The 17,143-nt window shown below is 62.5% G+C and carries 14 protein-coding genes, 1 tRNA gene and 2 pseudogenes; 11 read left to right on the plus strand and 6 right to left on the minus strand.

Annotated features, from left to right (window positions below; all coding sequences use genetic code 11):
• Positions 1–64: 64 nt before the first annotated feature.
• Positions 65–982 (minus strand): phosphatase PAP2 family protein, encoded by a 918-nt coding sequence (locus tag CAY35_RS02350; protein ID WP_146191898.1) that lies wholly within the window; start codon positions 980–982, stop codon positions 65–67.
• A 171-nt stretch (positions 983–1,153) separates the two neighbouring features.
• On the opposite strand from CAY35_RS02350, the gene CAY35_RS02355 reads away from it, so the two are divergent.
• Together CAY35_RS02355 and menD are read left to right on the plus strand one after the other, a co-directional pair.
• On the plus strand, positions 1,154–2,179 hold the full coding sequence (locus CAY35_RS02355; protein ID WP_109303292.1) for an o-succinylbenzoate synthase: 1,026 nt from the start codon (positions 1,154–1,156) through the stop codon (positions 2,177–2,179).
• A gap of 133 nt (positions 2,180–2,312) precedes the next feature.
• Positions 2,313–4,112 carry a 2-succinyl-5-enolpyruvyl-6-hydroxy-3-cyclohexene-1-carboxylic-acid synthase gene (gene menD / locus CAY35_RS02360; protein ID WP_109303162.1) on the plus strand — a complete coding sequence of 600 codons (1,800 nt, stop codon included), beginning with the start codon at positions 2,313–2,315 and terminating at the stop codon, positions 4,110–4,112.
• On the opposite strand, the gene CAY35_RS09785 is transcribed toward menD, so the two are convergent.
• A complete protein-coding gene (locus CAY35_RS09785; RefSeq protein WP_258265595.1) occupies positions 4,109–5,614 on the minus strand; it encodes an isochorismate synthase in 1,506 nt (501 codons plus the stop codon). The two genes, menD and CAY35_RS09785, sit on opposite strands and share 4 nt — an antisense overlap.
• A gap of 96 nt (positions 5,615–5,710) precedes the next feature.
• Here CAY35_RS09785 and CAY35_RS02370 point away from each other — a divergent pair.
• From CAY35_RS02370 to CAY35_RS02385, 3 genes and pseudogenes are all read left to right on the plus strand, one after another.
• Positions 5,711–6,414 (plus strand): annotated as a pseudogene (locus CAY35_RS02370) (demethylmenaquinone methyltransferase).
• Positions 6,411–7,769 carry a geranylgeranyl reductase family protein gene (locus CAY35_RS02375; protein ID WP_109303163.1) on the plus strand — a complete coding sequence of 453 codons (1,359 nt, stop codon included), beginning with the start codon at positions 6,411–6,413 and terminating at the stop codon, positions 7,767–7,769. Before CAY35_RS02370 ends, CAY35_RS02375 begins: the two are co-directional and overlap by 4 nt.
• Positions 7,770–7,771: 2 nt before the next feature.
• A pseudogene (locus CAY35_RS02385) lies at positions 7,772–8,862 on the plus strand (polyprenyl synthetase family protein).
• Between the two features lie 70 nt (positions 8,863–8,932).
• Here CAY35_RS02385 and CAY35_RS02390 read toward each other — a convergent pair.
• Together CAY35_RS02390 and CAY35_RS02395 are read right to left on the minus strand one after the other, a co-directional pair.
• Positions 8,933–9,478, minus strand: a complete 546-nt coding sequence (locus CAY35_RS02390) for an HIT family protein (protein WP_109303166.1) — start codon at positions 9,476–9,478, stop codon at positions 8,933–8,935.
• Positions 9,475–9,918, minus strand: a complete 444-nt coding sequence (locus CAY35_RS02395) for a hypothetical protein (RefSeq protein WP_101630403.1) — start codon at positions 9,916–9,918, stop codon at positions 9,475–9,477. Before CAY35_RS02395 ends, CAY35_RS02390 begins: the two co-directional genes overlap by 4 nt.
• A 221-nt stretch (positions 9,919–10,139) precedes the next feature.
• Here CAY35_RS02395 and CAY35_RS02400 point away from each other — a divergent pair, with 221 nt between their 5' ends.
• Both CAY35_RS02400 and CAY35_RS02405 read left to right on the plus strand, forming a co-directional pair.
• Positions 10,140–11,765: a sodium-dependent transporter gene (locus CAY35_RS02400; RefSeq protein WP_109303167.1), complete on the plus strand. Its 1,626-nt coding sequence runs from the start codon at positions 10,140–10,142 to the stop codon at positions 11,763–11,765.
• Entirely contained in the window at positions 11,762–11,881 is a 120-nt protein-coding gene (locus CAY35_RS02405) for a methionine/alanine import family NSS transporter small subunit (RefSeq protein WP_109303168.1), read from the plus strand. The genes CAY35_RS02400 and CAY35_RS02405 overlap by 4 nt, the downstream gene beginning before the upstream one ends.
• Before the next feature lie 100 nt (positions 11,882–11,981).
• Here the strand turns inward: CAY35_RS02405 and rarD are convergent, their stop codons facing one another.
• The gene (gene rarD, locus CAY35_RS02410; protein WP_109303294.1) at positions 11,982–12,962 is read right to left on the minus strand and encodes an EamA family transporter RarD; all 981 of its coding nucleotides are present in this window, start codon (positions 12,960–12,962) and stop codon (positions 11,982–11,984) included.
• Between the two features lie 238 nt (positions 12,963–13,200).
• Here rarD and CAY35_RS02415 point away from each other — a divergent pair, with 238 nt between their 5' ends.
• From CAY35_RS02415 to CAY35_RS02425, 3 genes are all read left to right on the plus strand, one after another.
• Positions 13,201–14,610, plus strand: coding sequence for an FAD-dependent oxidoreductase (locus tag CAY35_RS02415; RefSeq protein WP_109303169.1), 1,410 nt, complete (start codon positions 13,201–13,203; stop codon positions 14,608–14,610).
• A gap of 207 nt (positions 14,611–14,817) precedes the next feature.
• Complete coding sequence (gene htpX / locus CAY35_RS02420; RefSeq protein ID WP_258265596.1) at positions 14,818–15,696, plus strand: zinc metalloprotease HtpX; 879 nt, start codon at positions 14,818–14,820, stop codon at positions 15,694–15,696.
• Between the two features lie 112 nt (positions 15,697–15,808).
• A complete protein-coding gene (locus CAY35_RS02425) occupies positions 15,809–16,021 on the plus strand; it encodes a hypothetical protein (protein ID WP_109303170.1) in 213 nt (70 codons plus the stop codon).
• Positions 16,022–16,246: 225 nt separating this feature from the next.
• Here CAY35_RS02425 and CAY35_RS02430 read toward each other — a convergent pair whose 3' ends face one another.
• Complete coding sequence (locus tag CAY35_RS02430) at positions 16,247–16,738, minus strand: YajQ family cyclic di-GMP-binding protein (RefSeq protein ID WP_101630409.1); 492 nt, start codon at positions 16,736–16,738, stop codon at positions 16,247–16,249.
• 233 nt (positions 16,739–16,971) lie between these two features.
• Between CAY35_RS02430 and CAY35_RS02435 the strand changes: the two genes are divergently transcribed.
• A tRNA-Tyr gene (locus CAY35_RS02435) sits at positions 16,972–17,053 on the plus strand.
• Positions 17,054–17,143 lie beyond the last annotated feature (90 nt).

A 17,143-nucleotide genomic window follows, 5' to 3' on the forward strand; every position in this document is an offset into this window, starting at 1 on the left:
CAGTCGTATGTGGATGTTTCGGTGTGCGGACCGCGCTGAGCCGCGTCTAGCGGCTGCTTCGGGGTTAGCGGCTGCTGCGGGACGGCACCGCGAGCCGCTCGATGACGCCGAACAGTGCGAGCGCGGTGCCCGTGATGAGGCCGACCGCAAGGATAGTGAACCATTCGCTGGCAGCTGCCGCGGCGTCGTTGGCTGTTGCGGTGAGCGGACGGGACTGAACCGCGTTCACGAACTCAGGCAACAGCATCACCGCGGCGCTGATCGCGACGAGACCGAACCCGGCCACGGTGCATAGCGCGGCAGGGAACGTGGTGGGGCGTCGGCCGGCGTCAATCCATCCGATGATTCCGGCGGCGATCAGCGCGAAGAAACTCACCACAAGGTAGGAACCGACTACGTCGGCGGGGCGGTGCCACGACATGATGAGGGTTACGGACCCGCCGATGGCCGCAACGAGCGCCCCGACGAAGCTGAACCAGGTGCGCACGCGCGGCGGCATCGAGAGGAGCGCAGCGAGCATCCCACCGATCGCGAGAGCCGAGTGCCCCGAGGGGAAGCTGTTGACGTAGGCCTCGGACACGCCTGTGAAGGGCCGCTCGAGGAGGACTTCCTTGAGGATGCGGACGCACACAACCCCGGCCCCGGTCGCGCCGAGGGCGATCGCCGGTACGAGCACAGAGCGGCGGATGAAAACGTTGATGATAGTCAGCGCGAGCCCCGCGATGCCGATCGCGACCGGGATCTGGGTGAACCACTCGAGTTCGTTGCGCAGCGCTGGGGTGTCTTGCACGAAGCGACGGGCACCGAGCAGGGCGCGTTCGTCGAGCCATTGGCCGCGAACCGTCTTGATGAAAGCCCAGTAGGTGAGGGCGAAGAGCGCTAGGACACCGAGGGACAGCACGGTGGTGCCCAGGACTCGTGGCCATAGCCTCGGGTGTGACACGACGCGCAGGGGCGCGGTGTCTGTCGATAGGTGAGGCATGCTCCTAGAGTGTCACGTTCTGCTGGGTAGAAGCTGATGCCGCGCCGGATGCCGGATGCGGGATAGGTCTCATGCCCCGTACCTGCCCCGCGGCTGGGTCTCATGTGCAGCGGAACGGTTTCCTGCCCCGCAGAACGGTTTCGTTCCCCGCAGCTCGGTATCGTGTTTTCCATGATTGAGCGTGGTGCGAGCGTGTTGTGGGATGAGTCGGTGCGGTTTCCGTCTTTGGCTGAGCTGAAGGAGGCGGCCGTGGTGGTGCGGTTGCCGATGAATGTGCGGTTCCGCGGGGTTGTGGAGCGTGAGGTTCTGCTGTTGGAGGGCCCTGCGGGGTGGGGCGAGTTTTCGCCGTTCCTTGAGTATGGGCCGGCGGAGGCGTCGCGCTGGCTTGTGGCCGGGGTCGAGGCCGCGTGGCGTGGCTGGCCGGAGCCCGTGCGCGATGCGGTGCCGGTGAACGGTACGGTCCCTGCGGTGGCGGCGGAGCGGGTTCCTGAGGTTCTGGCTCGGTACGACGGCGTGGGCACGGTCAAGGTCAAAGTTGCGGAGCGCGGGCAGTCGGTTGATGAGGATGTTGCCCGGGTTGCCGCGGTTGCGCGTGAACTGCCGGGGGTCCGGATTCGGGTGGATGCGAATGAGGGCTGGGATCACAAGACCGCGGTGGATGCGTTGAGTCGGCTTGCTGAGTTTGATCTTGAGTATGCGGAGCAGCCTGTTGCCGGGATCGAGGGGCTGGCCCGGTTGCGTGAGGCGTTGGATGCGCGCGGCGTGGGCGTGCGGTTGGCGGCTGATGAGGCGGTGCGGAAGTCTGATGATCCGTTGAAGGTTGCGCGTATGGGTGCGGCTGAGGTGATTATCGTCAAGGTTCAGCCGTTGGGTGGTGTGCGCGCCGCGCTGCAGATTGTGGAGCAGGCTGGCTTGGATGCGGTGGTGTCGTCAGCTTTGGATTCCTCGGTGGGGTTGGCTGGCGGGGTCGCGTTGGCGGCGGCGTTGCCGGAGCTGAAGTATGCGTGCGGCCTGGGCACGGGTGCGCTGTTTGATGACGATGTGGTTGTGCCTGGTCTGAAACCGCAGGCTGGTGTTTTGCCGGTGGGTGCGGTGGTTCCGGAGCGTGGGAAACTTGAGGCGTTAGCTGTTGATGCTGGACGGCGTGCGTGGTGGATGGACCGTTTGGAGGCGTGTTATGCCGAATTGTTGGGTTGATTGGCCTGCTCCGGTCCCGAACGCGGCGATGCTGTTCAAGGTCATGGATGCGTTGCCGACGCCTCAGAAGGAGCGGGACTTGCTTGATCAGGGGCCAAGGCCGGGAGTCGGCTCTCACTCATAGACTGGTGCCATGCCTTCTTTGTCTGCTGTTGAGTCCGCGCGTCTGATTGTTCAGGGGTGTGTCTCCGCTGGGATGCAGCATGTGGTGGTTGCGCCCGGTTCGCGTTCGGCGCCGTTGGCGTATGCGCTCGCCGAGGCTGAGCGTGACAGCGTGTTGTCAGTTCATGCGCGGATCGATGAGCGTGAGGCCGGGTTCTTGGCGCTGGGGCTGGCCATGGCGTCCGATGCGCCGGTTGCTGTGGTCACGACGTCCGGTTCCGCTGTTGCGAATCTGTTTCCGGCGTTGATGGAGGCCGCGCACGCGGGCGTCAAGCTTGTGTTGTTGACAGCGGATAGGCCTGAACGATTGCACGGCACGGGTGCTTCGCAGACCACGCAACAGGCGGGGATCTTCGGGCAGCACACGCGTGCGAGTGTGCATGTTCCTGCTGGTGAGGACCCGACTGGGCTGGTCGCTGAGGCGTTGGTTGCGGGGCTCGGCAATAAGCAGCACGCGCCGGGTCCGGTGCATATCAACTGTGCTTTCGAGGATCCGCTGTATCCGTCCAGCGACGCGATGATCACGGGCGAAGAGGGGCCTGCCGACGTCTCCGAGCGCCGGCACCCAGAACTGAGCGATGTCGAGCTGTTGGAGATGGACGCGCTCGCCGCAACGGTTCCGGTTCCGCGTGCCCTTTCGCGCAAGACGCTACGCGCCGCCGCGGGGGAGGGAACCCCGGGCGAGGGCGATCACCAACGCCGCACTCCTTACCAACGCCGTACCGTTGTCATCGCTGGCCACGATGCCGGCGAGGAAGCGGCGCACTTCGCTCACGCCCTGGATTTGCCGTTGCTCGCGGAGCCATCCTCGAATGCCCGCCAAGGCGAGAACGCGTTGACGGCGTATCAGTTCACGCTCGCGGCGTTCGCAGACCAGATTGAGGCGGTCGTATTGTTCGGCCGGCCGACCTTGTCGCGGCCTATCAACGCTCTGCTCGCGCGCGAAGACATCCCGTCGGCCGTCTATGCGCCTGGACCGCTCGCGTGGTGTGAGTTGTCCAAGCGGCGCGAGGCGCCGGTGCGTAGCTTCGCTGAGGCCGCTGAGTTCGCAGGGGTCGGTCCTGAGGGATGGGTTGAAGCGTGGCGCGAAGCCGACGACCGCGTCGTCGCCGCCGTGAACATGGTGGTCGCGGAGCGGGAGCACGTCACGGGCCGACTCACGGGGCCTTCTCTTGCCGCCGATGTGTGGGCCGGCTTGTACGGGCCTGCCGTGATCGGGGCATCGCGTCCGGTGCGCGACATGGACATCGCCGCAACCCCGCGACGCGGCCGCGGCCCTCGTGTGTATGCGAACCGGGGGCTTGCCGGCATCGATGGCACCATTTCCACGGCCGCTGGGATCGCGCTCGCCGAGCGGCGCCGGACGCTCGCGTTCATGGGCGATGTCACGTTCCTGTACGGGGCTCCAGGGATGCTCGTGCCTTCGCTTGAAGCGGTTCCGCAGCTCGATGTTGTGGTTGCCGACGACGGCGGCGGCACCATCTTCTCGACCCTCGAACACGGCTCGGTTGCGGCGCGAGGGGGCTACCGGGAGGCGGTGGATCGCTTCTTCCGCGTGCCACACGGCCTTGACGTGGTTGAGCTGGCGCGCGCCTATGGCTGGGATGCACAACGGGTTAGCTCGCACGAGCAAGTGCGTGAATGGCTCGACGCCGGCCGCTCCGCGAGCGGGTGCCGGCTCTTGGTCGTGGACACCGAACGCGAGAAGCCACGCGAACTGCATCGCGCGCTCGCCGCGGCCGCCAGGGAAGCTCTCGCTGAGCTGGGTTAGCTCTTAGCCGGCGTCGGAACGCCGAGCGCTTGGAGCATCGGCCGCATCTTCGCCCACGTCTCTTGCAGTTCGGCGGCGGGTTCGGAGTCTGCGACGATCCCGCATCCAGCCCACAAACGGATCCGTTCCGGAACCGGCTTAGTTGCGCCGCCGTCGCCAGCGCCGCCACCATCACCGCGCGTGACCGTGACCTCGGTCGGGAACGTGTTGCTGCCAACATGAGCGGCTGTCGGCGCCTCGGGGCCGTAGCCTTCCAGGACCCCGCACCGTAGCGCGATGCCGAATTCGCCGTTGCCGCGCGCATCGACCCACCCAACGGGGCCGGCGTAGGCGCCGCGGTCAACCTGTTCGATGTCACGGATGATGCGTCCCGCAAGCAGACGCGGCGTCCCGCACACCGCGGCGGTCGGGTGCACGGCGCGCAACAAATCGAGCACGCTGTACGGTCCGGCATCGGCGGCACCGATGCGAGCCCGCACATCGGATGCGAGGTGCCACACATTCGGCAGGGTCAGCACGAACGGTGCGGCGGGGGAGTGCAGCTCGGTCACGAACGGCTCAAGCTCTTCGACGAGCGAATCGATCGCGTACTGGTGTTCCTCGAGCTGTTTCTGATCGTTCGCGAGTTCGAATGCGCCGTCTTCGCCGTGATTGGCGCGGTCAAGCGTCCCGGCTAGCACGCGGGCACGCGCGATCCCGTCGTGCGCTTCAATCAGCATCTCCGGTGTCGCGCCGATAATCCCGTCAACCGAGTACACCCAGCAGTCCGTGTAGCGGGCCGCGAGCGCGTGCAACGTTGGCACCACGCGCACGCCCCCGGGAACATCCACGGTGACGTCGCGAGACAGCACAGCTTTCGCTAGCTCGCCGGAACGGATGCGTTCGATGGCGCTACGGACCCCGTCTTGGAAGCGGGCTTCGCTGGTGTGCGCATGATCGACGATGTGGGCGCCGGCCACATCTGTCGCCTCGCTAGCCGCGTCGCCAGCCTTGCCCGTGTTGGCCTCGCCGCGTACGCGCGCGGCGTACGCTTCAAGGTCCTCGAGGCTCGGCTCCGACCCCAGCTCCTCGGCGTCCTCTGGCGCGAGGATCACCGTGATCCACGAGAGGTCACCGTTGCGGCCCCACACAACCCGCGGAACAATCAGCACCGAATCGCGGCCCGAGGCCCGCGAAAAAGCAACCGAAGAAAACGCCGTGAGTCCCGTACCGGAGGCGACAACCGCATCGTCCACCGTGGCCGCTGAACACAGCTCGCGCCACGCGGAAGCCAACGCATCGATACGGTCATCACCGCGAGCGCTGAGCCGCAGAACCTCGCCCGTGCCGACCATCGACGTTTCACCGCGAGCCCACACGTGATCCCACGGGCCAGCAACATCGGCGAGGGTTGCCGGGGCGGCCATCGCCGGATGCATGCCGCGGGCACGAGTCACGACGCGCAGACGCGGCAACGACGGCACGCCGAAAGAAGCTGCACGGGAATTCACGGAAGAAGTCATATCGGCCTCAGTCTATTAGCTGGCACACCGTCTATTAGCAGGCACACCGCGCCGATGGTTTCGACTGCGTGCGAGTAGTGAGAGAGAATAGCTAACGTGATGAGAGCTACTCTGCAGAAGAATCCGGATGATGTCGCCCGCATGTTTGATGGCGTGGCTGAACGCTACGACCTCACGAACGACGTCCTCACGTTCGGTTTGACCCCGTACTGGCGCCGTGTGGTGGTGCGCGCTGTGGATGCGAAGCAGGGTGAGAAGATCCTCGACCTCGCGGCCGGCACCGGCACGAGCTCGGAGCCGTACGCGGACGCCGGGATCGATGTTGTGGCCTCGGACTTCTCGGAAGGGATGCTCGCGGTGGGTCGCCGCCGCCGCCCGGACATCAACTTTGTTCAGGCTGACGCGATGAACCTCCCGTTCGAGGACAACACGTTCGACGTCGTCACGATCTCTTACGGCATCCGCAACATCCACGACCCACACAAGGCGCTGCGCGAAATGCTCCGCGTGACCAAGCCGGGTGGCCGCCTCGTAATCGCGGAGTTCTCTGACCCGACGTTCACCCCGTTCCGTGTGGTGTATAAGGAATACCTCATGAAGCGCTGCCGTGGGTTGCGTCCAAGGTTTCCTCGAACGCTGAGGCTTACAAGTATTTGGCTGAGTCGATCCGCGATTGGCCTGCCCAGGACGAGTTCGCGCACTGGATTCAGGATGCCGGCTGGCAGAACGTTCAGTACCGCAACATGACAGGCGGCATTGTTGCGATCCACCGCGGTTTCAAGGCCGCTGCAGATTCATGACCCTTCATGTTGTGATTGCCGGTGGTGGCCCGGCAGGTGCGACTGCCGCGACCTATTTGGCGCGGGCAGGGTACCGCGTCACGGTTGTGGAGAAGACGCGGTATCCGCGTGAGAAGGTGTGCGGCGATGGCCTGACCCCGCGTGCTGTGCGCGAGATGAATTACCTCGGCATGGCGCACGATGAGGCCGACGGCTGGCAGCGCACGCGCGGCTTGCGTTTCGTGGCTGGTGGTCGCTCATCGACGGTTTCTTTCGAGGGTTTCAGCTCCGACATCCCGTCTTATGGTTTGACGCGTACGCGCGCTGATTTCGATGCGCAGCTGGCCCGCATGGCGGCCGAGGCTGGCGCTGAGGTCCTGGAGGGCCACACGGTGCGTGGCGCTGTTCAGGACGGTTCCGGCCGGGTTGTTGGCGTCAAGGTTCAGCGGACCACGCCTGAAGGCAAGCGTGATGGCGAGCCGTTTGATATCGCCGCGGACCTCGTGGTGGCGGCGGACGGCAATTCGTCGCCCGTAGCGAAGTCGCTCGGCATCCTGCCGCGTTCCGACCGCCCGATGGGTGTGGCCCAGCGCGTGTATTACACCTCGCCGATGTCGTACTCCCCGTGGATGGAGACGTGGCTTCAGCTCCCGGACCGCAACGGTGACTTGATGCCGGGGTACGGCTGGGTCTTCGGTGTGGGTGATGGCACCGCGAACGTCGGCTTAGGGATCTTGGATACGGCGAAGGATTTCCGCAAAATCGACCTGCGTTCAACGTTGACCGAGTGGGTTAAGGTCATGCAGGACTATGACCCTAACCGCGGTTTCGTCCCGGAGAATCAGGTGGGCGTAGTGCGTGGCGCCGCGCTCCCGATGGCGTTCAACCGCACCCCGCATTCGGTTCCCGGCGCGTTGCTGCTCGGGGACGCGGCTGGCTTGGTTTCCCCGTTCAACGGCGAAGGCATCGACGCGGCGATGGAGTCGGCACGTATGGCTGCCGATGTGATCGATGACGCGGTTATTGCGGCGCGGTACCGTGGCGGAACACCGGCGCAGGTGCGTGCGGCGTTCGATGCGGGTCTTGCGCGGTATCCGGAGCTGATTCAGCAGCATTTCGGCGCGCATTACGGTGCGGGCAAGGTGTTCGCTCACATGGTCGGTAACCCGAAGATCATGCGTACCGCTGTGCGATTGGGTATGAACTCGAATGCGTTGATGCGGGTGGTTGTGCGTGCGATGGGTAACTTGTCTGACCGCACGTCGCCGGCTTTGGTCGATAGAGTAGTTCAAGCGCTAGAACGTGTTGCGCCTCCCGTGCGTAACACTGCGAGCCCCTCGGGGAAGAACCCGGGGAAGTCCTCGGTGAAGAAGTAAGGCTGAAAAACGTGACAGATTCCTCCTGGACGTCTGCTGGGCACGACGTCGAGCAGTCAGTTGACTTGGATCCGGAAACCCAAGCTCTCACTGCGACGATCCAGTTGCCTCAGGGTTTCCGTGATGTTGCGGATGATGTCGAGTTCGCTCCGCAGGTTTTCGAGGCCTCGCTCGGGTCGAGAAGATGCTTCTGAACGCGGTCGCGAATTCTGATCCGATCATCGACCGCGCGTCGCGTCACCTCGCTGAGGCTGGCGGTAAGCGTGTGCGTCCGCTTTTGGTGGTGTTGTCGTCTCTGCTCGGTGAGAAGGGCATCACGGACGAGGTCATCAAGGCGGCGTGCATCGTTGAGATGACGCATCTTGCGACCCTGTATCACGATGACGTCATGGATGACGCCCCGATGCGTCGCGGAGCCCCGACCGCTCAGCACGTGTGGGGGAACTCGGTTGCGATCCTCACCGGCGACTTGATTCTTGCGCGGGCCTCGGTGCTCGCCGCTCAGCTGGGCCCTGGCGCTGTTGAGATTCAGGCCCGCACTTTCGAGCGCCTCTGCCTCGGCCAGTTGCATGAGTTCGCTGGCGTGCGCGAAGGCGCGGACCCCATCGAGCATTACATTCAGGTTTTGTCAGACAAGACCGCGTCGCTCATCGCGTGCGCGGGCTATTACGGCACGCTCTATGGCGGGGCGAGCGAAGAGTTCCGCGACGTCCTGGTCGATTACGGCGAGAAGGTCGGTATCGCCTTCCAGCTCGCTGACGACGTCATCGACATCCTCGGCAAGGAGAAGGCGTCCGGCAAGATCAACGGAACCGACCTGCGCGAAGGGGTCGACACCCTCCCGGTTCTGTACGCACGTCAAGACGCTGCTGCCGGCGATGCGGAGGCTCAGCGGGTCATCGAACTGGTCGATGGCGACCTCACGAGCGATGAGGACCTCGAGACCGCTGTCACCGCGCTCGCCGCTCATGCAGCGACTCAGCGGGCCTGGGACGAGGCGCGCAACTGGTCACGCAAGGCGGTTGAAGCGCTCGCGCCACTTCCGCAAGGCACGGTGCGTTCCGCTCTCGAAGCGTTCGCCGACGCGTCGTGACCCGCGAGGGCTAATCTGTACGGTTGCCCGCCTAGCGGTGATGACTCCGCTCAGCGGGTGACGATGCAGCCTAGCGGGTGACGATGCCGCTGCTCGCGCGACCCTCTTCTTCGAGGACTTCACGCAACGCGGCCGCTAATTCGCGTGCCTTGACCGCGCGGAAATCCACCGGCAACCGGCGGCGAACCTGCCGGTACAAATCATCGGCGGCCCACCGCGGAAAAACGTGCTGGTGGTAGTGCCACACATGCTGGTTGCCTGACGGTTCGTTGTGCTGGCGGGTCGAGATCCCCTCGGGAGCCCACACACGCTTCATCGCAACCGCAACCAAACGGGTTATGACAGCCAAAGCCGCATTCACATCGTCGGGAAGGTCATATAGTGCCTCAAAGTGACCCGACGGGATCACCATCGCATGTCCAGCATGCTCACCGAAACCATCGCACGCGACGATGACTGACACGAGCTCATCGCGGTACACCAAGTCAGTTGGCGCGCACAGGTTCGCTTGCGAAAACGGGGACACGTCGCCAACGATCTCACAAAACGGGCACGCGTAATCTTCAGGGGCGTGCGAAACCCAGACTCGGGCAGATCCGTGGGGAGTAGTGGTCACAGATCCTCTTCTACCGCAGGTTCAACCTCGGTGAAAACCCATTCGAAATAATCGAGCAAATACTCGGAGATCGTTGCGCCGGTTTCAGCCCACGTGTCTTTCGCGTTGAAACGGCGGAACACCAACGGATCCGGGACATTCAACGACTCGACAGGGAAGCCCCATGTATAACGGTCGTCTTCATCTTCCATGAAGCACACGTAACCGTCCTGGACCTCGAGCTCATCCGGATCCCACACGAAATAGTAGGCCTCCATGATGTCCTCAACAGCGCCCACGGAACGGTAAAACTGCTCCAACGCGGCAGGCAGTACGGTCACATCAGATTCAGCGAGCGCATCAGCGTATTCCCTCGCGCTCAGGCCATCATCTGGTTCCCATTCGCCTTCGAAGTGATCGGTCACGATGTTCCGGTAGGACTGCGAAAACAGCTCAGACATATCTCCAGTTTGTCACGTCCTACGCACGCATGGGATACCTATGTCGAAATAAACGCTGTCGAAATCAGTGCTGTGCGAAATCAGTGCCGTGAAATGTCCGGCTGTGAAATATCACGCTGTGAAATATCCAAGCCTCCATATAGAAACCTGAGCGAAATAGGCATAGGGTATCCCGCATGTCGCAAGGAACCACGAGTCCCGCCTCTATGAAAGCTGGGAATATGAAAGCTGGGAACAAACGCACCAAGCGTGAAGCGTTCGGCTCACGCAATGTCTTTATCATCTCCGCGATCGGCTCCGCAGTCGGTCTCGGCAACATCTGGCGCTTCCCATCGGTCGCCTACGAATCCGGTGGCGGCGCGTTCCTCATCCCATACCTGTGTGCACTTCTGACCGCCGGTATCCCGCTGCTCTTCTTCGATTACGCGATCGGGCACAAGTACCGTGGTTCCGCACCGCTCGCGATGCGCCGCCTCAACAAGCGCACCGAAGCGCTCGGCTGGTGGCAGGTGCTGATCTGCGTCATCATCGGCATGTATTACGCGGCCATCGTCGCGTGGGCCGCGATCTACACCGTCTACTCGGCGCGCCTCACGTGGGGTAAGGGCCAGGAAGAGGAGTTCTTCCTCAACAAATACCTGCACATGGAAGCCCCGGGAGCATCGCTGTCCACGACGTTCCCTAAGACCGTGCTGATCCCGATGATCCTCGTGTGGGTCTTCATCATCATCGTGATGAGCGCCGGCATCCGCAAGGGCATCGGCCGCGCCAACAACATCTTCATGCCGCTGCTGACCGTCATGTTCATCATCCTGGTCATCCAGTCGCTCATGCTCCCGGGCGCCGCAAACGGCCTCAACGAGTTCTTCACACCGAACTGGGAAGCCCTCAAAGACACGAGCGTGTGGATCACCGCATACGGCCACATCTTCTTCTCGCTGTCCATCGCGTTCGGCATCATGGTGACCTATTCGTCTTACCTCAAGCGGAAGACAGACCTCACCGGCTCGGGCCTGGTCGTCGGGTTCGCGAACTCGTCCTTTGAAATCCTTGCTGGCATCGGCGTCTTCGCGGCCCTCGGCTTCATGGCTCAGGCGCAAAACGTCGCTGTGAGCGAAGCCGTCACGAGCGGCCCGATCCTCGCGTTCGTAGCGTTCCCAACCATCGCATCCAACGCGTTCATGGGGCCGATGCTCGGTGTGCTTTTCTTCGGCTCGCTGACTTTCGCAGGCATCACCTCGATGGTTTCGATCCTCGAAGTCATCGTCTCCGCGTTCCAAGACAAGCTCGGCTGGGGCCGCGTACCGACCACGCTCACCGTGCTGCTCCCGCTTGCGGTCGCTTCGACCCTGATGTTCGCGTCCACGACAGGCCTGCCGTTGCTGGATGTCGTCGACAAGTTCGTCAACAGCTTCGGCATCACGTTCGTCGCGGCAGTCACGCTGATCGTTGTCGCATGGTTCGCCCGCAAACTGCCGGAGCTCGCTGAACACCTCAACCATCGCTCCTCGTTTAAGGTCGGCAAGTTCTGGATGTTCCTCGTCGGCGGCCTGCTCCCAGTGGTTCTGGTGTACCTGCTGGGATCCGAGTTCGTGAAGCTCATCCGAGACTCCTATGCGGTGGCCAACGGTTACCCTGAATGGCTTGTCTCCATCTTCGGTTGGGGCATGGCTGGCGCGTTGATCGTCGTCGCGGTCCTGTTGAGCCTGATCTCATGGTCCAGCAAGTCCAAAGACAAGTTCGACCCAGAGTTCGATGAGTACACGCGCCGCGACGCCATCGAAAAAGACGCGATCGAAAAGCGCCAAGCCATCGAAAATGACGAACAGAAAGGAGCAACGGCATGACACCGGCAGCCATCGGATTCCTTGTTCTGTCTATCGTGACCGTTTGGGGAGGGCTCGCAGCAGCCATCGTGAACCTTGTAGTTCGCCCTGACGAAGCGAAAGAAGACGACCTTTAAACCGTCGTCACTTATGAAGGAGCCGCGGGGTGCGTGACTGCACCCCGCGGCTCCTCCATGTTTATGCCCAGCCTGCTGTGTGGCTGATGCGCTGTTTTGACTAATCCTGAGCCTGAGCACCAGGCCCCTCCGTCACGGAACCTCCTTGGGCCGCGGTGCGCGGAAGGTGACGCGTCACGCGGGCCTGCCATACCGCATCGACCATCAACACGACAACCGCGGCCCACACCAAAGCGAAACCAGCCCATCGGGTTCCGGACATCGGCTCGCCGAAAACCCACACGCCCACGATGAACAGCATGATCGGGGCGATGTATTGGATCATCCCGAGGGTCACCAGGCGCAAGCGCGAGGCCGCGAACGCGAACGTCAACAACGGAATCGCGGTGATGACGCCCGAAAGCATCAGCAAGCCCGTGAAACCCCAGCCGAGCTTCGGGAACGTGAGCAGACCCATGCCGGCCATGACGCTCAAGAATACGACCGCGGCAGGGGTCATCCACGCGGTCTCCAAAGCCAGCCCCTCAATTGGCTTGACCTTGCCTCCCACGCGGTTCTTCGCCAACCCGTAGAGCCCAAAGCTGAACGCGAGCCCCAGACCGAACAGCGGAAGCCGGCCATAACCCACCGTAATCACAACGACCGCGACCAAACCTAGCCCAGCCGCGACCCATTGCGCGGGCGTGAGCTGCTCCTTGAGCACCAGCACTCCCAACAGCGTGGAGACCAGCGGGTTGATAAAATAGCCGAGCGAAGCTTCCGCCGTATTATTCGTGAAAACAGCGGAAATATAGATGGTCCAGTTAGCGGTGATCAGTACCGACGCGATGCCGAGCGCGCCTAGCGTGCGCGGGTTGCGGGCCACGTTCAGAAGCGAACGCCAGCCGCGGGTCAAGGTCACCAAGACAACGCAGAACAGCATCGAAAACGTGATGCGGAACGCGACCACCTCAAACGGGCCAGCCGGCTCAACCAAAACGAAATAGAACGGGAACAAGCCCCACATGAAGTAGGTGAGCGCGCCAACCAGAAGGCCCGAACGGTTCGAGCCGGCCCTCACTGATCCAGATTCTGCTGCCATGATGCATCCCACTTGATCACGCATCGTGCGTTTTGTCACGCGTCATCATGCCGCGGCGACGCATACGGACACGGTGCGGGAGCGGCCCACTAGACTAGTACGCGGATGTTTTCCGTTCCCTCACCCCGCACGCCCCTGTGCGCACCAATGCGCACAAGCGTCAAGGCCCACTAGCGTGGAGCGCGCCTGACACGAGCGTAGCGGCACGGCGCGAGGGGCACAGCCGAAAGGAAAGACGTTGAAGCAACACCTCAGCCAGCGTCCACTGCGAGTGGCGATTATCGGTGCCGGCCCGGCCGGCGTCTATGCCGCGGATATCCTCACTAAAGCGGAACGCGACTTTGAGGTCAGCATCGACCTGTTCGACCAGCATCCGGCGCCGTTCGGGCTGATCCGCTACGGAGTGGCGCCTGACCACCCACGCATCAAGGGCATCATCAACGCCCTGCACAAGGTTCTGGACCGCGGCGACATCCGCTTCATCGGCGACGTGACCTACGGCCGCGACCTGACGCTTTCTGACATCCGCGACCTCTATGACGCGGTGATCTTCGCGACCGGCGCCAACGACGACGCCGACCTCGACATCCCGGGCATCGACCTCGAAGGTTCCTTCGGTGCCTCCCGCGTGGTCTCGTGGTACGACGGCCACCCCGACGTGCCACGCGACTGGCCGCTGGACGCCAAGGAGATCGCGGTCATCGGTAACGGCAACGTCGCGCTCGATGTTGCGCGCGTGCTTTCGAAGCACGCTGACGACCTTCTGGTCACCGAAATCCCTGACAACGTGCACGCTGGCCTCAAGAAGTCCCCGGTCACTGACGTGCACATCTTTGGCCGCCGCGGCCCAGCGCAGGTCAAGTTCACCCCGCTCGAGCTGCGCGAGCTTTCGCACTCCCGCGACGTCGACGTCGTCCTCTACCCTGAGGACTTCGACTTCGACGAAGCCTCGGACGAAGCGATCCGCACCAACAACCAGGTCAAGACCATGGTCAACACGCTGACCAACTGGGTTGTTGAGCAGGAAGAGGAAGAACAGACCGCACCGCGCCGCCTGCACCTGCACTTCTTGCAGGCCCCAGTTGAGATCCTGGGTGAGGACGGCAAGGTTGTGGGCATCCGCATGGAACGCCAGGAACTCGACGGCACGGGTAACGTCCGCGGAACCGGCGAGATGATCGACTACCCAGTCCAGGCCGTCTACCGCGCGGTGGGCTACTTCGGCACCGAGATCCCAGAGGTAGCGTTCGATGAGAAGCGCGGCGTGATCCGCAACGAAGGCGGCCGCGTGCTGGACGCGGACGGCGCCGTGGTTCCGGGCGTTTACACGACCGGTTGGATCAAGCGCGGCCCGGTCGGCTTGATCGGCCACACCAAGGGTGACGCGCTGGAGACCATCGGCAACCTGCTGGAGGATCACGAGAACCTAACGCCGGCATCGAACCCTTCCGAAGACGCCGTGGTGGACTTGCTGCGTGAACGTGGCGTCGAGTTCACGACGTGGGAAGGCTGGCTCGCGCTGGATGCGCACGAACGCAAGCTCGGCGAGGAATGGACCGCAGCTGGCAAGGGCGAGCGTGAGCGGATCAAGGTTGTTCCGCGTGAAGAGATGGTCAAGATCGCTCGCGAAGGGCAGTCGCTCAAGTAGACGCCTATGACTCGCAGGGGAGGCCCGGTGATCGCCGTAGTGACGGCTGATCACCGGGCCTTCTCAGCTTTCATTCAGGTTTTTGGGAACGTTTTCGAACATTCATGCGTTGTAATGAATACATCTTCAAATCGCACGGTGTTTGCAACGGCGACACAGCCTGAGTTCACCGCGTTATTTGAAACAGCAACGATCGAAAGTAATCGCGTGAAGTCCTCGTTCAACGGCTTGAAAACGGCCCTCCTCATCGGCGGCATGTTTGGTCTTTTGCTGCTTATCGGCGGCTTGATCAGTGCCGGCACGGGGGATTCCATTTGGCTGTTCGGTTTCGCGGCTTTCGGCGTGATCAGCACGGCGATCGGTTACTGGAACTCGGATAAGATCGCGATCCGCGCAATGCAGGCCCGCCCGGTTTCGGAGGCGGAACAGCCGGAGATGTACGCGATTGTGCGTGAACTGTCTCAGCGCGCTGGTAAGCCGATGCCGCGGCTGTATGTTTCGCCGACCATGAACCCGAACGCGTTCGCGACTGGTCGTAACCCTGAGAACGCTGCGGTGTGCTGTACCGAAGGCATCCTCACGTTGCTGAACCGTCGCGAGCTACGCGGCGTCCTGGGGCATGAGTTGATGCACGTCTATAACCGCGACATCCTGATTTCTTCGGTCGCGGCCGCGATTGCCGGCGTGATCACGTCGGTTGCACAGTTCCTTATGTTCTTTGGCGGTAATAGCCGCAACCGTGACGGCGGCAATGTTCTGGCGATGCTCGCGATGGCGTTCCTCGCGCCGATTGCCGCTTCGATTATTCAGATGTCGGTTTCGCGGACCCGCGAATACGATGCCGACGCGACAGGCGCTGAGCTGACGGGGGACCCGGCGGCTTTGGCATCGGCGCTTTTCAAGATTTCGCAGGGCATTCAGGATGCCCCGCTGCAGGAGACCCCACGTACGGAGTCTGCTGCGCACATGATGTTTGCCAACCCATTCGGCAAGATCAAAGGTTTGTTCAGCACTCACCCGCCAACGCGTGAGCGCATCGAGCGTTTGCGTGTCCAGGCGGAGGAGATGGGCCAGCCCTGGGGCTGAACATTTATCTGTGTGATTAATCACACGGGTGATGCGGCGGGAACATTGACGCGGTTTTCGCCGTTATACCAGACAGGCATGGAGTGAAGTGACTCAAGGAGGTCTATCAGCCATGAATCGTCAGGAGCGAGCGGAGTACGACGCAGCGGTTGTTGAGGACGTTGAATTCCTGTTGGATACCCATGCGGAACCGGAGACGATCCCGGAACGTTCGGGTTATCCGTACAGCTTCAGCGCCTTGTATTCGCTGTTGCGCCGCAATGGCCGCCCGGAACTGGCTACACGACTCATGAACAGCCGTCAGGAAGCCCGTAACGCCGCTTAGGGGTTCGGCGCTTTCCAACGGTTAGCTGTTTTTCGCGCAGTCGTCGCCGAGAGGTGCGCATACGCCGCGAAGCTTGCGCGGCGTTGAATATCGCGGTTCTTGTAAGCATCCGCGGTTTTAAACATCGGGGTGAGGTCGCCTCGTGATCCTCAATGGATCGCTTGGCTACCTCACCCCGGTTTTGTTTTAAGCCCGAGCTTTTAGCCCGGATTCTGTTGTGCGGGTTTAGCGCATGTTGACGAACTGGAGGTCTGCGTCTTCGAAGTTCTTGAGGAGCGCGATCGTAGCCTGCAGGTCGTCGCGGGACTTGGACGATACGCGGAGCTCGTCGCCCTGGATGGTCGCCTTGACGGACTTAGGGCCTTCGTCGCGGATGAGCTTGGAGATCTTCTTGGCGGTCGCCTGGTCGATGCCTTCCTTGATGCTCGCATCGATGCGGACTTCCTTGCCGGAAGCGTATGGTTCGCCGACCTCAAGCGACTTCAGCGAGATGCCGCGCTTGACGAGCTTGGACTGGAAAACGTCGAGCACTGCCTTGGCGCGCTCTTCGGCGTTGGCCTTGATAAGCAGCTTGCCTTCGCCGGCGAAGTCGATGTCGGCGCCGACGTCGCGGAAGTCGTAGCGCTGGGCGATCTCTTTCTGCGCCTGGTTCAGAGCGTTGCTGACTTCCTGCTTGTCGACCTTGCTGACGACATCGAATGTTGAGTCTTTAGCCATCGGAGCCTCCTGGGCTGTTGGTTGGGCCAGCCGGAGCTGGGCTGGCTAGTTGGATATCTGTTTGTCTCCAAGCCTAGCCGGGGTAGTGGTTTGCGTGAGTTTCACCACGGCTTGGGCGGAAGCGGCAGGAAGAGCTGGTCTCGAATTGGTGGGTGCCGGGTTGGTTTGGTATGGTTGTGAATCGTTCGCTTGAACGGCCCGTGAACGGGAAGGCAAGCGAAACAATTGAATATGGCAGATTACCCAAGCGGCCAACGGGGGCTGACTGTAAATCAGCTGGCACTGCCTTCGGGGGTTCGAATCCCTCATCTGCCACTTTTGTTAAGTCTCGGGACATCGTTCATACGGTGTCCCGAGATTTTTTATGCCCTGCGGTTCGGGTCGGCGGTAGCTATTGCCAGCGAG

Source organism: Pseudoglutamicibacter cumminsii, from assembly GCF_003143995.1.
Classification (GTDB): domain Bacteria; phylum Actinomycetota; class Actinomycetes; order Actinomycetales; family Micrococcaceae; genus Pseudoglutamicibacter; species Pseudoglutamicibacter cumminsii_B.

Bases quoted from the DNA above. Each gene is read 5' to 3' on its own strand.
- CAY35_RS02430 (WP_101630409.1), bottom strand. From the start codon at position 16,738: ATGGCTAAAGACTCAACATTCGATGTCGTCAGCAAGGTCGACAAGCAG.
- CAY35_RS02395 (WP_101630403.1), bottom strand. From the start codon at position 9,918: ATGTCTGAGCTGTTTTCGCAGTCCTACCGGAACATCGTGACCGATCAC.
- CAY35_RS02400 (WP_109303167.1), top strand. From the start codon at position 10,140: ATGAAAGCTGGGAACAAACGCACCAAGCGTGAAGCGTTCGGCTCACGC.
- CAY35_RS02350 (WP_146191898.1), bottom strand. From the start codon at position 982: ATGCCTCACCTATCGACAGACACCGCGCCCCTGCGCGTCGTGTCACAC.
- rarD (WP_109303294.1), bottom strand. From the start codon at position 12,962: ATGGCAGCAGAATCTGGATCAGTGAGGGCCGGCTCGAACCGTTCGGGC.
- menD (WP_109303162.1), top strand. From the start codon at position 2,313: ATGCCTTCTTTGTCTGCTGTTGAGTCCGCGCGTCTGATTGTTCAGGGG.
- CAY35_RS02355 (WP_109303292.1), top strand. From the start codon at position 1,154: ATGATTGAGCGTGGTGCGAGCGTGTTGTGGGATGAGTCGGTGCGGTTT.
- CAY35_RS02375 (WP_109303163.1), top strand. From the start codon at position 6,411: ATGACCCTTCATGTTGTGATTGCCGGTGGTGGCCCGGCAGGTGCGACT.
- CAY35_RS02425 (WP_109303170.1), top strand. From the start codon at position 15,809: ATGAATCGTCAGGAGCGAGCGGAGTACGACGCAGCGGTTGTTGAGGAC.
- CAY35_RS02405 (WP_109303168.1), top strand. From the start codon at position 11,762: ATGACACCGGCAGCCATCGGATTCCTTGTTCTGTCTATCGTGACCGTT.
- CAY35_RS09785 (WP_258265595.1), bottom strand. From the start codon at position 5,614: ATGACTTCTTCCGTGAATTCCCGTGCAGCTTCTTTCGGCGTGCCGTCG.